15 protein-coding genes are annotated in these 13,878 nt (G+C 66.0%); 7 read left to right on the top strand and 8 right to left on the bottom strand.

Features of this window, described 5'->3' with window-relative positions; genetic code table 11:
* Nucleotides 1–57: 57 nt before the first annotated feature.
* Complete coding sequence (locus ACWCXB_RS10485) at nt 58–525, bottom strand: GNAT family N-acetyltransferase (protein WP_450721147.1); 468 nt, start codon at nt 523–525, stop codon at nt 58–60.
* Nucleotides 525–1,295, bottom strand: coding sequence for an IclR family transcriptional regulator (locus tag ACWCXB_RS10480; protein ID WP_351225252.1), 771 nt, complete (start codon nt 1,293–1,295; stop codon nt 525–527). Before ACWCXB_RS10480 ends, ACWCXB_RS10485 begins: the two co-directional genes overlap by 1 nt.
* Before the next feature lie 99 nt (nt 1,296–1,394).
* On the opposite strand from ACWCXB_RS10480, the gene ACWCXB_RS10475 reads away from it, so the two are divergent.
* Together ACWCXB_RS10475 and ACWCXB_RS10470 are read left to right on the top strand one after the other, a co-directional pair.
* Entirely contained in the window at nt 1,395–2,921 is a 1,527-nt protein-coding gene (locus ACWCXB_RS10475) for an aldehyde dehydrogenase (NADP(+)) (protein WP_450721145.1), read from the top strand.
* Nucleotides 2,922–2,925: 4 nt separating this feature from the next.
* Nucleotides 2,926–3,540 (top strand): DUF1349 domain-containing protein, encoded by a 615-nt coding sequence (locus ACWCXB_RS10470; protein ID WP_450721143.1) that lies wholly within the window; start codon nt 2,926–2,928, stop codon nt 3,538–3,540.
* On the opposite strand, the gene ACWCXB_RS10465 is transcribed toward ACWCXB_RS10470, so the two are convergent.
* The gene (locus ACWCXB_RS10465; protein ID WP_450721141.1) at nt 3,541–4,545 is read right to left on the bottom strand and encodes a zinc-dependent alcohol dehydrogenase family protein; all 1,005 of its coding nucleotides are present in this window, start codon (nt 4,543–4,545) and stop codon (nt 3,541–3,543) included.
* A gap of 96 nt (nt 4,546–4,641) precedes the next feature.
* Here ACWCXB_RS10465 and ACWCXB_RS10460 point away from each other — a divergent pair, with 96 nt between their 5' ends.
* Nucleotides 4,642–5,631, top strand: coding sequence for an AraC family transcriptional regulator (locus tag ACWCXB_RS10460; RefSeq protein WP_450721139.1), 990 nt, complete (start codon nt 4,642–4,644; stop codon nt 5,629–5,631).
* A 679-nt stretch (nt 5,632–6,310) separates the two neighbouring features.
* Here ACWCXB_RS10460 and ACWCXB_RS10455 read toward each other — a convergent pair.
* The gene (locus ACWCXB_RS10455) at nt 6,311–6,538 is read right to left on the bottom strand and encodes a DUF7848 domain-containing protein (protein ID WP_450721137.1); all 228 of its coding nucleotides are present in this window, start codon (nt 6,536–6,538) and stop codon (nt 6,311–6,313) included.
* 335 nt (nt 6,539–6,873) lie between these two features.
* Here ACWCXB_RS10455 and ACWCXB_RS10450 point away from each other — a divergent pair, with 335 nt between their 5' ends.
* The 4 genes from ACWCXB_RS10450 (at nt 6,874) to ACWCXB_RS10435 (ending at nt 10,341) form a co-directional block, all read left to right on the top strand.
* Nucleotides 6,874–7,614 (top strand): XRE family transcriptional regulator, encoded by a 741-nt coding sequence (locus ACWCXB_RS10450; RefSeq protein ID WP_450721135.1) that lies wholly within the window; start codon nt 6,874–6,876, stop codon nt 7,612–7,614.
* Nucleotides 7,615–7,618: 4 nt separating this feature from the next.
* Nucleotides 7,619–8,089, top strand: coding sequence for an NUDIX hydrolase (locus tag ACWCXB_RS10445; protein WP_450721133.1), 471 nt, complete (start codon nt 7,619–7,621; stop codon nt 8,087–8,089).
* 52 nt (nt 8,090–8,141) lie between these two features.
* Nucleotides 8,142–8,906 carry an HNH endonuclease gene (locus ACWCXB_RS10440; RefSeq protein ID WP_450721131.1) on the top strand — a complete coding sequence of 255 codons (765 nt, stop codon included), beginning with the start codon at nt 8,142–8,144 and terminating at the stop codon, nt 8,904–8,906.
* A gap of 514 nt (nt 8,907–9,420) precedes the next feature.
* Nucleotides 9,421–10,341, top strand: a complete 921-nt coding sequence (locus ACWCXB_RS10435) for an HNH endonuclease (protein WP_450721129.1) — start codon at nt 9,421–9,423, stop codon at nt 10,339–10,341.
* 325 nt (nt 10,342–10,666) lie between these two features.
* Here ACWCXB_RS10435 and ACWCXB_RS10430 read toward each other — a convergent pair whose 3' ends face one another.
* The 4 genes from ACWCXB_RS10430 to ACWCXB_RS10415 form a co-directional block, all read right to left on the bottom strand.
* Entirely contained in the window at nt 10,667–11,146 is a 480-nt protein-coding gene (locus tag ACWCXB_RS10430; protein WP_450721127.1) for a hypothetical protein, read from the bottom strand.
* Complete coding sequence (locus tag ACWCXB_RS10425) at nt 11,143–11,391, bottom strand: hypothetical protein (RefSeq protein ID WP_450721125.1); 249 nt, start codon at nt 11,389–11,391, stop codon at nt 11,143–11,145. Before ACWCXB_RS10425 ends, ACWCXB_RS10430 begins: the two co-directional genes overlap by 4 nt.
* A gap of 12 nt (nt 11,392–11,403) precedes the next feature.
* On the bottom strand, nt 11,404–11,661 hold the full coding sequence (locus tag ACWCXB_RS10420; RefSeq protein ID WP_450721123.1) for a hypothetical protein: 258 nt from the start codon (nt 11,659–11,661) through the stop codon (nt 11,404–11,406).
* Between the two features lie 719 nt (nt 11,662–12,380).
* Nucleotides 12,381–13,868 (bottom strand): DNA primase family protein, encoded by a 1,488-nt coding sequence (locus ACWCXB_RS10415; RefSeq protein WP_450721121.1) that lies wholly within the window; start codon nt 13,866–13,868, stop codon nt 12,381–12,383.
* Nucleotides 13,869–13,878 lie beyond the last annotated feature (10 nt).

Here is a 13,878-nt window from a genome sequence, read left to right as displayed (position 1 = left end):
TCTCCGCCGTGCGGCGGACCCGCGCATCGGCCGGCCGACCGGGGCGGCGCCCGCGCCTCAGCCGCCGAGCGTGAGGATCAGCTCCTCGGTCTCCTCGCCGCGGGCATGGGCGAAACCGCGGTCGTGGCCGGTGACGGCGAAGCCGCACTTGGCCAGGACGCGCAGGGAGCCCCCGTTGTCGGCGGCGGCGCGGGCGTACAGCGGACGCTCCGGTACGAGAGCGAGCAGCGCCCGCAGTGCCTCGGTGGCGACACCGCGCCCCCAGTGGGCGCGGTCGATCCAGTAGGTCACCTGAAGGTCGCCCGGCTCCCCGTACACGCAGGCGCTCCCCACGACCTCACCGTCGGCGAGCACGGTCCGTACGACCTCGTTGGTGAGGATCCGCGCCCAGTGCGCGTCGAAGCGGGCACGGTCCACCGGCCCCGCGGGCCCGAAAGCCGCCATGCGCTTCGCTTCGAGGTCCTGGAAGTGCGTGAAGAACAGATCGAGGTCCGGTGCCTCGACCTCGCGCAGGGTCACCTCCATCAGAGCCGCCGCGTCGCCAGCGTGAGCCGGTCCCGCGCGTCGAACAGTGCGTCCTTGATCATCTGCTCGTGCGCCGGGGTCAGCCGGGCCACCGGCACCGAGCAGCTGATCGCGTCGCGCGCCGGGGTGCGGTACGGGATCGCGACGCCGAAGCAGCGCAGGCCCAGCGTGTTCTCCTCGCGGTCCACGGCGTAGCCCTGCTCGCGGATCTGCCGCAGCTCCTCGATGAGCTGCTCCCGGTCCGTGATCGTGTGCTCGGTGAGCGCGGGCAGCGTCTCCGGGAGCATCTTGCGGACCTGCTCGTCGCTGTGGGTGGCGAGCAGCGCCTTGCCGAGCGAGGTCGAGTGGGCGGGCAGCCGGCGGCCGACGCGGGTGAAGGGGCGCAGATAGTGCTGGGACTGGCGGGTGGCGAGGTAGACGACGTTCGTGCCGTCGAGGCGCGCCAGGTGGATCGTCTCGGTGGTGTCGTCCGAGAGCCGGTCCAGGGTGGGCCGGGCGGCCGCGACGACCTCGTCGCCGTCGATGTACGACGTACCGACGAGCAGGGCGCGTACGCCGATGCCGTACCGCGTGCCCGTCGCGTCCGTCTCCACCCAGCCCAGCTCGACGAGGGTGCGCAGCAGCATGTAGAGGCTGGACTTGGGGTAGCCGACGGCCTCCTGCACGGCGGCGAGCGAGTGCATACCGGGACGTCCTGCGAAGTACTCAAGCAATTCCACCGTCCGCACTGCGGACTTGACCTGTGCCCCACCCTGCTCGACAGCTGCCATGGCCCTTGACCCCTTCAAACGCCCGGAAATAGAGTCCCCATACATTCAGTATCGGGAACTCTGTTCAGAATACCGAACAACTCCGGGAAGGAAGCCGCGGTGGGAGCAGCACCAGTCTGGAGTGTGGACCCCCGAACCGGGAAGCCGCGTGAGCAGGTTGCGGTGGAGGCCACAGCCGAGGAGGTCGACCAAGCGGTACGGGCGGCCGACGCCGCGCGCCCCGCGCTCGCCGACCGTACGGTACGCGCCGCTCTCCTCCGAACCGCCGCCGGCCTCCTCGACGAGGCGGGCGAGCACGTCATCGAGGCCGCCGACGCCGAGACCGCGCTGGGTCCCGCGCGGCTGACCGGCGAACTGGCGAGGACCACCGCCCAGTTGCGGGCCTTCGCCGACGTCGTCGACGAGGGCGCCTTCCTCGACATCCGGATCGACCACGCGGACCCGGACCGCACCCCGCCGTGGCCCGACCTGCGCCGCTGGAAGATCCCCCTCGGGGTCGTGGCCGTCTACTCCGCGAGCAACTTCCCGCTCGCCTTCTCCGTGCCCGGCGGCGACACCGTGAGCGCCCTCGCCGCGGGCTGCCCCGTCGTCGTCAAGGCCCACCCGGACCATCCGGCCACCTCCGAGCTGTGCGCGGCGCTGCTGCGCAGGGCCGCCCGTCAGGTGGGGCTCCCGGAGGACGTCGTGGTCCTGGTGCACGGCTTCGACGCGGGCGTGGAGCTCGTCCGCCACCCGCTGGTCGCGGCCGCCGGCTTCACCGGTTCGGTACGCGGCGGGCGTGCCCTCTTCGACGCGGCGGCCGCCCGCCCCACGCCCATCCCGTTCCACGGCGAGCTCGGCTCCCTCAACCCGGTCGTGATCACCGAGGCCGCGGCCGCCGAGCGCGCGGAGGCCATCGGCACGGGCCTGGCCGGATCGATGACCCTGGGCGAGGGCCAGTTCTGCACCAAGCCCGGCTTCGTCCTGGCCCCGGCGGGCGACGCGGGCGACCGGCTGCTCAAGTCCCTGACGGCCGCGGTGAGCGAGACCGAGCCCGGCGTCATGCTCGACCACCGGATGCGGGACGCCTTCGTCACGGGTGTCACCGAGCGGGCCGCGCTGGACGGCGTCGAGGCGCCCGTCACGCCCGGCGCGGGCGGAGAGCACACCGTGAGCGCGGGCTTCCTGACCGTACCGGCACAGCGCCTGGCCGCCGAAGGGCCGCACGACCTGCTGCTGGAGGAGTGCTTCGGGCCGGTCACCGTCGTCGCCCGCTACACGGCGCAGGACGAGATCACCGGTGTCCTGTCGCGGCTGCCCGGCAATCTCACCGCCACCCTCCACACCGTCGACGACGACCCCGAGGCCGCCGGGCTCCTCGCGGCCCTCACGCCCCTCGCGGGCCGCGTCCTGGTCAACGGCTGGCCGACCGGAGTCGCCGTCGCCCCCGCCCAGCACCACGGCGGCCCCTACCCGGCCACCACCTCCACCTCCACCTCGGTCGGTGCGACGGCGATCGAACGCTGGCTGCGCCCGGTCACCTACCAGTCGGCACCGCCCGCGCTCCTCCCGCCCGAGCTGCGTGACGACAACCCGCTCGGCCTCCCGCGGCGGGTCGACGGGCGCCCGGAGGGTCTGGAAAGCTGACCGCGTGACCGACGAGATCACCCTGCCCGAACTCCCCTTCTCCCTACGTCCGTACGGACCGGACGCCGACTGGTCGTACGAGAACGGCATGCTCACCGGCTGGGCGGGCGCACGTCAGGACCGCTTCGTCCCGCCCACCGGCGACGCCGTGGACCCGGCCTCCGACGCGCCCCGGCTCCTCGGCGCGCCGGAGGGCGACTTCCAGCTGATCGCCCGCGTGAAGGTGGGCTTCGGCGCAGCCTTCGACGCGGGCGTGCTCTACCTCCATGTTGCCGAGCGTGAATGGGCCAAGCTCTGCCTGGAGCTGTCCCCGGACGAGCCGACCATCTGCACCGTCGTCACGCGGGGCCACTCCGACGACGCCAACTCCTTCGTCGTGGAGGGCGACAGCGCCTGGCTGCGGATCAGCCGCACCGGAGCGGCCTTCGCCTTCCACGCCTCGGTGGACGGCGAACACTGGACCTTCGTCCGCATCTTCACGCTCGGCAGCCGGGAGCAGGCGGAGGCCGCGCTCGTCGGCTTCATGGCGCAGTCCCCGGTGGGCGAGGGGTGCGTCGTCAGCTTCGACCGGATCGAGTACCGGCCCGCGTGGCCGGAGGGCCTGCGCGACGGGTCCTGATCACGAGCCGGTGCTCACCACGATCTTTCCGAAGTGGGTGTTGGACTCCATCAGCCGGTGGGCGTCGACGATCCGCTCCAGGCCGTCGAAGGTCGCGCCGACGACGGGGGACAGCGACCCGTCGCGCAGCCCGGACGCGATGAAGTGGGCGGCACGGCGTCGACCCGCCTCGGATTCCGTGTACACGTGGTTGTTGTAGGTGTGCACGGTGTGCGGCCAGTTCCTCGACAGCTCGCTCGGGCGCGGGTCGAGCCAGCCGTAGAGCACCGCCGCACCACCGGGCGTCAGCGCGTCGCCGATCCTGGCGAAGCCCGGGCCGCCGATCGCGTCGAAGGCCAGTTGTGCCCCGTGCCCGCCCGTGATTCGCGCGACCTCCTTCACCAGGTCCTCCTCGTCGGTCGCGATGACATGGGCCGCGCCCAGGTCGAGAAGCCGCTGCCTCTTGGTGTCGGTACGGGTGGTCGCGATGGGGAGCGCGCCGATGCGGGCCGCAGTCTGGATCGCGGCCGTCCCGACCCCGCTGGACGCGCCGGTGATCAGCACATGGTCGCCGGGGCGCAGCCCGCCGGTCGTCACCAGGCCGCCGTAGGCGGTGGAGTACGTGAGCCAGACGGCGGCCGCGGTGACCGCGTCGGTGCCGTCCGGGCGGGCGACCACGGAGGTTTCGGGCAGGACGATCCGCTCGGCATGGACACCGTGCACACCGAAGTCGAAATTGGCCGCGGCCAGCACCGGATCACCGGGCGCGAAGCCGGTGACGCCGTCGCCGGTCGCCTCGACGATGCCGGCCGCCTCGTAGCCGATCCGGGAGCCCGGGAGGGTTGGCCGGTAGTAGTACGTGCCCGAACGGAAGAGGGCGTCCGCGCGGTTGAGGCCGATGGCCTCGACCCGGATCAGCACCTCGCCCCGCCCCGGCTCGCGTAGGGGCACGTCCTCGACCGTGAGGACTTCGGGGCCTCCGAGGTCGTGGAACAGGACTGCTCTGGTCATGGTGTGACTGGTCATGGGTACGAACGTAAGCGGGCAGAGTAAGACGATCCATGTCCCAAAGGCTTCCCTTCATGTCCGATCGTCTCGCGCTCGCAGCGTTACAGTGAGTTCATGGACGTCTTGAGCGATGCGATCGCCGCCATGCGCGTCGGACGGCCCCACTCGGCGCGCACGGTCCTGTACGCCCCCTGGGGCCTGCGCTTCCCCGCCGCAGGCGGCGCCGGATTCCATGTGGTGCTGGAGGGCTCGGCCTGGCTGCTGCCACCGGAGGGTGCGGAACCGGTCCAGCTCGGCCCCGGCGACGTGGTCTTCCTTGCCCGCGGTCGCGGCCATGGCCTCGCCGGCCACCCCGACTCGCCGCTCGACGACGTCGTCCTCGCATCCGACGGCAGCTGGCCGGACGCCCCGTCCCCCCTGCCGGGACCGGAGCGCCCCTCCGCGGTCCTGCTCTGCGGGGCCTACCAGCTGAACAAGACACGGGCACACCCCCTGCTCACCGACCTGCCGCCGGTGATCCGCTTCCCGGCCCGGGTCGGCCAGTACCCCGCGTTGCGTTCGGCCGTCGAGCTGCTCGGTGCCGAACTGGCAGCGCCGCAGCCCGGATCCGACGCGCTCGTGCCCGCGCTCCTCGACACCATGCTGCTGTATCTGCTGCGCGCCTGGTGGCTCCAGGAACGTGCCGGCGAGCCCACGGGCTGGGCGGCGGCCCTCGGCGACCCGGCCATGACGGCCGCCCTTGACGCCATGCACGCCGACCCGGCCCATCCCTGGACGGTGGAGGAGCTCGGCGCACGGGCGGGGCTGTCCCGTGCGGCCTTCGCCCGCCGGTTCACGGCGCTGGTCGGGCAGTCGCCGCTGGCGTACCTCACCTGGTGGCGCATGACCACGGCGGGCCGGCTGCTGCGCGAGACCGACGCGCCGCTCCGCACGGTCGCGGTGCGCGCCGGATACACGTCGGAGTTCGCCTTCGCCAAGGCGTTCAAGCGTGAGTACGGCCTGCCGCCGGGCCACTACCGCCGCGACGAAGGCGGGCCGCCGCCACGGTCGCCGGTGCCGGTGCCGGTGCCGGTGTCGGTGCCGGTGTCGGCGACGCCGCGCTGAGCCCGTGCCGTCCCGGATGTGCGCCCGGATCCGCGTGCAACGTGCGGAATGCGGCGGCCCCCGTGCGTGTTGAGAGCGTGAGCGGAGGGACCCTCCGCGCCCGTACGCCGTCCGGACAGGCCGTCCGGACCGAAGGCAGAGAACAGAGAGCGGAGACATGCGCGTCGAGATCTGGAGCGACATCGCCTGCCCGTGAACCAACGGAACCCCAGGTTATCGCGGGCCCGTTGACCAGGGGCAACGAACGCAGAGAAGCCCCGTCCACACGGGGTCAGCGCATGGACCGGGCTTCCAACTGGCTGGCGGCCTCCCTTCAACGTCCCTGGGGACCGGGCATAGCCAAAGCGGTGCGCGACGCATCGACGTGTTCCCAGCACGCGAACAGCTCTTGTGGTCTCTTGAACCATCCGAGCCGTTTGGTGAGCCGATGATCAGCGGAGCGTTCACACGACGGGATGCAGCACGGCGGAAGCGGAGCCCCGTCGTAAATGACGGCCTGAGTCCGGATCAACTGCCCATTGACCTCTTGAATGTCCATATGCGGAGGCTATAGGCGGGTAGGCACGAGAGGCCATGGCTAGACGAGACGGCGCAAAGCCCCGCCCGCCTGTCAGGGGGACGGCAGACGGACGGGGCAGTACCGGCGCGCTGAGGGTCGGCGTACTCAGCGGGCCGGGCACTACTCCGCGCGGGTCACTTTCGCGTGATCGGTGAACACCCGCCGAAAGACGTCGTGACCGGTCCGGCCGGTATGGCGAAGGCACCAATCCTGTGCCCCCTCTTGATCATCCTGAGAGCCGGATTCAGCGGCGCATCCGGGGGCAGTGCAGAACGCTTCGTACGTGACACCACCTTCCGGCGCATGGCGGATCGTGTGCTCTACGAACCGGTACGCACTGCGCGTCATCTCGGGCATCCCCCGGCATGCCGGTAGACGACGACTGGCGGACCGGACTGCCTTTCCAGGGTTCCCCGATGGCAGAGCTCAAGACTCTTGATGGGCTTCATGCACGCCGGGCACGTCTCGCCCTTCGGCGCGTAAGTCTTGTACTCCCACTTGCTTGCGTCCGTGCTCTGATCCTGTGTCTTGCTGGTCATCCTGCGTCGTCCCCTCAGGTCGCGTAGCGGTGATCGTCACGCCGATTCCCGGGACGTAGGAACCACGTACGTTTCCCACTTTGGGACGTCCCGGAAGGGGTAGAACGTCCCTGGGAAGTGCGGAGTGCAGGAAGGGCAGGGGACATGCCAAACGAACGCCTACGGGTCGCCATGACAGCCGGCGGGTGGACGCACGCAACTCTCGCTGACGCCACGGGCGTTGATCCGAAGAGCGTCGAACGATGGGTGAACCTGGGACGCACCCCCCGGCGCGTGACAGCGCTCAAGGCAGCCGAAGCCCTGAGGGAAGACGTTCACGCACTCTGGCCAGCGCTTAGGCAGGCACGTGCGGCACGGGCCGTCAGCCCCGAACTGGTCACCCTGTACGACCAGCGCGCAGACCTCCCCGTTTCCACGTTCATTGACCTGATGAGCCAAGCCCGCGAGCGAATCGACGTGCTTGTGTATGCGGCTGTGTTCCTCCATGAGGCATACCCCCGCCTGAATGACCTGTTGCGCGAACAGGCCGTAGAAGGATGCGCAGTCAGGATCGCGCTGGGAGACGCGGGCAGCGACAACGTCCAGCAGCGTGGCAAGGAGGAACGATTTGGGCACGGCATTGAGTCCCGCTGCCGACTCGCGCTGATGCACTACCGGCCGTTGCTGGACGTTCCGGGGGTAGAGCTGCGGACGCACGGAACGACTCTCTACAACAGCCTGTATCGCGCTGATGATCAGGTGCTGGTCAACGCTCATGTGTGGGGCGTGAACGCCTACGGGGCGCCTGTCTGGCACCTTCGACGGAACGGCAGCGGCGGCATGTTCGACACCTACGCGGAAAGCTTCAATGCCGTGTGGGAGACAGCTCGACCCGTGGAAGTCTGAGCCCATGGCGCGAACCGAGTATTACGACGATCCGAACGCCCCGAAGCCCAATAGTATGGTTGTAGCGGCCTCAGCCGTTGTGACCGATGGCCGGGGGCGAATCCTGCTACAGCGCCGCCGGGACAACGATCTATGGGCGCTACCTGGTGGCGGAATGGACATGACTGACTCGCTTCCCGGCACGGCCGTACGGGAAGTGAAGGAAGAGACAGGGCTAGACGTAGAAGTCACGGGCCTTGTCGGCACCTACACGGACCCGCGCCACATCATCGAGTACAGCGATGGGGAAGTGCGCCGACAGTTCAACGTCTGTTTCCGGGCACGCGTCATCGGCGGGGATCTCAGCATCTCTGACGAGTCGACAGAACTCCGGTTCGTAGACACCAGCGAGCTGGAGGCGCTGCCCATGCACCACACCCAGCGGCTACGGCTGGCGCATTACCTAGAGAATCGCGATCAACCCTATCTCGGCTGAATCGGAACTCCACACAAGTCCTGGGTGAATCAGTCATTCCCAAGGGGGGAACATGAGCATTTCCGAGAAGGCCAGGAAAATTCTTTGGGTGCAGGCTGGCGGTCGATGCGCCATTTGTAGGGAACAAGTCGTCACGCCGGGCACTGCGTCAGATGACCCGTCGGTATTCGGCGAGGAAGCGCACATTGTGGCACGTTCGAAGGGAGGTCCTAGGGCGGGGGGCTTGGCGGATGGACTGCTCGATAGCCACACGAACCTGATCCTTCTGTGCAGCAAGGATCACAAAAGGGTAGATGATCAACCGGGACACTTCACTGTGGAGCTGCTACGGAAAATCAAATCGGAACATGAGGCATGGGTGCGGTCCTTGGGGGATACGGACGAGAACCGCTTGAGACTAGTGCCAGATCCGATGTTTCCTCAGCCCAGGGTTTTGAAGCTAATCACCCGCGGAAACCCGCTCTGGAACATGATTAAGGAAAGTGTCGCATTCGAGTATGCCATGCCGGACGGCTTGTCCGATGACGATGAAGACCTGATCATCGAGTTCATGGATCTACTAAGAGACTTCCTCGACATAGCCGGGGAACTCTATAGCGTCCGCGAGAACCGTGATGCAGAGAAGATGATTCAGCAGCACATCAGCCAACTCGCTGAGCGTGACTATTTGGTAGGTGCCTACGTTCGGCACATGCTCTTGACTGGCGGGGGTTCTGAAAGCCCAACCCCATGGCCCATGCTGCGGGTCGAAGTGCAAACGGCTGCATCCGCAGTGGTGGCAGATGAGAGTGGCCGCGCCTATCCAAATCAGGGATAGCGGCACAACCAGCGAAACACGACAGGGCCCGTTTGCCCAGTCAACTAAGGCTCAGGAAACGGGGCTTCGCACCTACGAACTTGGGTACGTGGCCTCTTCGGCCATGCGCAGACCGGCGGCCATACTCGCTGAGCATCCGGCAGCTTGGACGAGTTCGCAGCAGCGCACGCGGGCGCAAAGGCGCCAGCCAGGGAAATTGCATTTCCAGAGTGGTCGGCCTAGCTCTTCGTCGCTGAGTGCCAGTAACGCAGCAAGGCGGGCCTTGTAATCAGAGGTCATGGGTGCTCTCAGGGCATAGGAAAGCCCCGGCCAGTAGGTGATCGGGACCAATTAGGGTCGAGATCATCCCGCGCAAACGCCTCAGGTTGCGGGGCTAGCTTTTTGCCTCCCTGCCGTGCTGCCTCGGGGCGGGGAGGGGGTCCTCCCCCGGGTCGGCTGCTCGGGTGCCCAGGGCGATGCGAGATCATCGACAAATGGCGGGACAGCAGGATCCGCAGCCGGTCATACTGAAACGGTGGACAAGCGAGAAACATGGTTCAGCGAGGGAGCGCCACTATTTCGGCGTGCACTAGAGCAGATCGGGCTAGCCGATAGGCTGCCGAGCGAGGGTGACTATTACGCGTGCCCGTGCTGTCTCATCGCACTACCCTACGCTGCGATCGCTGCGCAAGAACTCACCATCGAGCATGTTCCACCAAGCGGACTTGGCGGGAAGGGAATCCTCCTCACATGCAAACCCTGCAACAACAATTCGGGTACGCACTTTGACTCCCATGCCATCACCCGCGCTGCAATACATGATCTTCTGATGGGCGAAGGCTCCAGCCGTCCAATACGTGCAACGTTCACAGCTGATGGTGTGGACATACGGGGGGAGGTCCTGAGGGCTGGAAACGGCTGGCTGTTGCAGGGGGTCCCCAAGCGAAACAACCCGGTGATGGTCGATGCCCACGAGGAAGCCCTACGCCGCGCATCGGAAAGCGACGCAGCAGCATCCCTTTCCTTCACGCTCTCCGAACGCTTTTCCTCAACCCGTGCGGATGTCTCCTGGGTGCGGTCGGCTTACCTCGCGGCATTCACGGCACTTGGCTGGCGTTACATCCTTCGCCCGGAATTGGATCCCGTTAGAGCCTTGCTCCGAGATCCCGAAAACCCTTCTCGTCCGCCCTTCATTGGCTTCAATCCGAAATCTAATGTTGGGAGAAGGGAGATCATGCTCGTTGAGTCTCCAGGTGACCTGAGCGGCGTATGCGTCATAATTGACCAGTTCGCAGTGTTTTTGCCTGACCCCTGGGGGACGTCTACTTGTGAAAGCCTGGCGGACGTTCTTTCGCAATATCGTGGGGAGGGTGGAAAGGTCATGCCTAGCCTGAGCGGAAAGGTCGTCCCTTGGCCTGCCAAGCCCATGTATCTGTTGGATAAGGCAATTGCCTAGGGCCCGGAAGGGTGTGCCGGCTCAGGGCTGAATTGCTTACGAAAGGGCCATGCCGTTGGGTTGGGTACCAGCGGCACGGCCCTTAGCGCTGTGTGTCAGGTAGCCGCGATTACCGGCGGATTGATTGGGTTGCCGTCCGCGTCGTGCGGAGTCTGGTCAATGATGATTCGCTGACCGTCCCGAACAATCGTGGTCATGCCCCGTGGCATCCGATTCCCGTAGTAATCAGCGGGGCAGAGATCCGACCATGCGGGCCTGCCGTCTGGCAGCCGGGGGAAGTGCGGGTAATCCCCGTTCGGCCCGGGATCGAGAGCGTCTTGGGCCATCAGGCTTCGCCCCCGCTGACATACGCCTCGCGCTCCGCCTCTCGCTTCGCTGCTATGGCCTCAGCAATATTGCTCGCGCGCTGCTCGGCGAAAGCGGCAAGGTCCTCCATGAACGGCGAGTCATACATTCGGTTGTCCGGTACGGACATGGGGTCTTCACCAATAGCAACCTTGGCGTTCTGCGCCTCGCTCATAATGTGCGAGCGGTACATGCGGTGAGCCCGGTACTCACAGAAGGCAATGAACCAGGGCTCAGCCGAAATCAGCTCGAAGTACCGCTCTCGCGCGGCATCCTCGGCAGCACGGTTCTCGTCATCGCGCTGACGCAGGGTGGCAACGGTCTGCGCGGCGTATTCCTTGGTGCGCTGAGCGCGCTGTGCGGCAACTTGCGCCGCCTTCTCAGCCTCAACGGCCTCCAGCTTCGCTAGCTCCTGCGCGGCCGTCTCAGCAGAAGCACGTGCCTTCTCAATGGCGTTCATCGGTTCTCCTTAAGGGTCTGAGCGGCCGTGCGGGCATTCTTCGAATAGCCCATAGACATACGAGTGGACGGGGTCAGCGTGATGCCACGGGCCTCAATGGCCTCCAGGTGGGCAATCTGCGCGTCGTCGTCCTCGTTGTGCTGCGCAGCGAGCATTTCGAGATAGGCCCGCTGACGCTCGGGCGAGCCCTTATCGGCGCTGGTGCTGTCGGTGGTGCGCATGTACCAGGGGACGCTATTCGTCATGGTGTTTTCCTTTCAGGTGGTGTTCAGGCGGATACCGTGGATCCGCTTGTATGGCTTGCGGGTAATGGAGTAGCCGGTTACGAGTGTCAGCTTCATAAACACACCAACCGGCATTTCCGTGCGGCCATTCGCGGCAAGCCATGCAGACACAGCGCGATAGGCGACCATGGCGGGTTCCCAGTGCCCATCCCGGTCAGTCACGCAGGCCAACATGGCGTCTGAGAAATCGGAGATAAAGCGGCGTTCATAGTGGTTAAGTTCAGCGAGCATGGCGGGCTGCCTCCGTTGTAAGGCGGAACATTGCGGCAAGTTCTTCGATCACAGCGAATGCCCGGAGTACGGCCGTGCGCTCCTTTTCGTCCGCTGGGACGATCGTGTGCGAGGCAAGCACATTCAGCGCGTGCGCGGCAGCATCAGCGTTATGCACGGTGGGTGGCTCCTTGGATCTCTCGGCGGCATTCGGTGAGCAGCCGGCGGATTGCTGCCAGGTATTCCTCAGTGGTCATGGGCGGCGCTCCTCTCGCGCTGGAATTCGAGGGAACACAACTGAGCGCGTGTCACTGCGTTCAGCAATTCCGGCACGTCGGCGAGCAAGGGATGAGGGGATCCGTCCGGCATCAGGCCGTCGGCGGTAATGCGGTCTAGGACGTCGTTCAGGATCTGCGCCGTTCGGACGCGCAGGGGAAATTGGGCTATGGTTGTTTCCTTGCGGTGTGGTGGTGTTACAGCGAGGGAGGGGGCGGGTGAAGTGGTGAAGTGAAGAGCCCTGGTTTAAGGACCTCTAGCTAGACCCAAGGGAATATTTGAAAAGTCCTAGATCTCTCTTCATCTCTTCACCTCTTCACCTCTGGCCCAAAACTGCAGGTCAGGCAGTGTGAAAGGAGGTGAAGAGAAACAGGCGGTGAAGAGGGGTGCTCTTCACCCCACCTGGAATGTCCGAATCTCAGTCAGGCGCCCGCCCCAACACCCGCTGAGGGGTGAAGTGCTATTCACCCAGCGAAGATGCCCGGACCCGATGATCCAGCTTGCTCCGCCGTGGTCATCATGCGAATGCCGGTCAGGACCGTGCCCCTCTTGCTGTGCTTCTTACCGAGCGAGGGATACCGCTCCAGCAGCGCTGAGTTGAGCGTTTGGGCTTGCTTGAACACGGGCTCACCTTGCTCGCTGGCCCACGTCCGGTACTCCGCTAGGACGTCCTTTGCGAGCACACCCGGCGCGCTGTCGTCCAGCACGTAGAGGCTCTCCAGGAAGCCGTCCAGCGGGTCACTGTCGCGCTTGTAGTCGGCAACGCTCTCCCGCATGCGTGCTGTGTCCGCCAGCCCCTCAGCGGCCCACTCAACGGCTCCGCGCACGGCCCACGCCAGGATGCCCGCAGCCTCGGCATCAACTAGCCGGTCCTCTAGCCCGCTGTCTCGCTGCGCGCCATCGAATCGGGCGTCAAAGTCAATGACCTTGACGCGTCGCCAGGTTCCGTGGTCGGCATCCCGAATCTGCGGCCGGTAGTTGGTCGCCAGCAGGATGAGGCACTGGGGCAGGAACGTGTATGCGTCCCGGTACTTCGGATTGACCGTCAGCCGGTCCCCGCCGGTCGCTTCCTTGATGGCAGCCGTACTCAGGACAGCGGATCGGTTCGTTTCGCTGGCGAGCGCAAGCCTGGCACCCTTCAGTGGTTCGATTTCCGGTCCTCCGCGCTTGGCTTCACCTAGGAAGACGTTGAACGAACACCGCGCGCTGTAGGCAGCGAACACGCGCTCTAGGACGTTCAGGAAGACGCTTTTGCCGTTGGCACCCCCGCCGTGAAGGACAGCAAAGAACTGCTCCTTTGTGTGCCCCGTGACTCCGTAGCCGACCATGCGGCGGATATAGGCAGGCATTTCATGGTCGTTGGGGAAGACCTCAGCGAGGAACTGTTCCCAGCGGGGGGCAGTCGACTCCGCGTCATAGTCAACGTCCACGTATTTGATGAGGCAGTCTGCCGCCCGTCCCTCGCGAAGCTCACCGGTCCGTAGGTCGATTACGCCGTTGCGGACAGCGAGGAGGTTGGGGTTTCGGTCGTACGTCTCGGCTACCGTGCCAGGCTCCAGCGTCACCCCGGGCAGCGCCGCCAGCGCGTTGGTTACCGCATTGCGCATGTGGACAGAGCCGAGCCGATTTCGTAGCGCCCGGTCCTCTTTGCTGTCACCCTTGACGCGCTCTCTTCGGATACGCAGGAAATCAGCGACCGCCTCATGAACTGCCGCACCTCGCTGAGAAAGCTGCCAAACCTGGTTGCCAGGGCGGAAGATGACCCAGCCGGCTGAGGGATCAAAGTGGACGTGCGATCCCAGCGACTCACGGAACTTGATTGCGAGTCCGTCTTCAGTGGTGTCGGCGAGTAGGTCTTCCGCCTGGAATTGTTCCAGCGTCTTCCCCTGCGCTGCTAGGCCAACTTTTAGTAGCTCTAGGATAGCGGGATCAATGGTGGTGTCGATGGCCAAGTCAGTTCAC

It is taken from the genome of Streptomyces sp. NPDC001514, from assembly GCF_053597075.1.
This window is presented reverse-complemented; position numbering and strand designations above follow the sequence as displayed.

Bases quoted from the DNA above. Each gene is read 5' to 3' on its own strand.
- ACWCXB_RS10465 (WP_450721141.1), bottom strand. From the start codon at position 4,545: ATGACCAGTCACACCATGACCAGAGCAGTCCTGTTCCACGACCTCGGA.
- ACWCXB_RS10480 (WP_351225252.1), bottom strand. From the start codon at position 1,295: ATGGCAGCTGTCGAGCAGGGTGGGGCACAGGTCAAGTCCGCAGTGCGG.
- ACWCXB_RS10420 (WP_450721123.1), bottom strand. From the start codon at position 11,661: ATGCTCGCTGAACTTAACCACTATGAACGCCGCTTTATCTCCGATTTC.
- ACWCXB_RS10485 (WP_450721147.1), bottom strand. From the start codon at position 525: ATGGAGGTGACCCTGCGCGAGGTCGAGGCACCGGACCTCGATCTGTTC.
- ACWCXB_RS10440 (WP_450721131.1), top strand. From the start codon at position 8,142: ATGAGCATTTCCGAGAAGGCCAGGAAAATTCTTTGGGTGCAGGCTGGC.
- ACWCXB_RS10455 (WP_450721137.1), bottom strand. From the start codon at position 6,538: ATGACGCGCAGTGCGTACCGGTTCGTAGAGCACACGATCCGCCATGCG.
- ACWCXB_RS10425 (WP_450721125.1), bottom strand. From the start codon at position 11,391: ATGACGAATAGCGTCCCCTGGTACATGCGCACCACCGACAGCACCAGC.
- ACWCXB_RS10430 (WP_450721127.1), bottom strand. From the start codon at position 11,146: ATGAACGCCATTGAGAAGGCACGTGCTTCTGCTGAGACGGCCGCGCAG.
- ACWCXB_RS10460 (WP_450721139.1), top strand. From the start codon at position 4,642: ATGGACGTCTTGAGCGATGCGATCGCCGCCATGCGCGTCGGACGGCCC.
- ACWCXB_RS10445 (WP_450721133.1), top strand. From the start codon at position 7,619: ATGGCGCGAACCGAGTATTACGACGATCCGAACGCCCCGAAGCCCAAT.
- ACWCXB_RS10450 (WP_450721135.1), top strand. From the start codon at position 6,874: ATGCCAAACGAACGCCTACGGGTCGCCATGACAGCCGGCGGGTGGACG.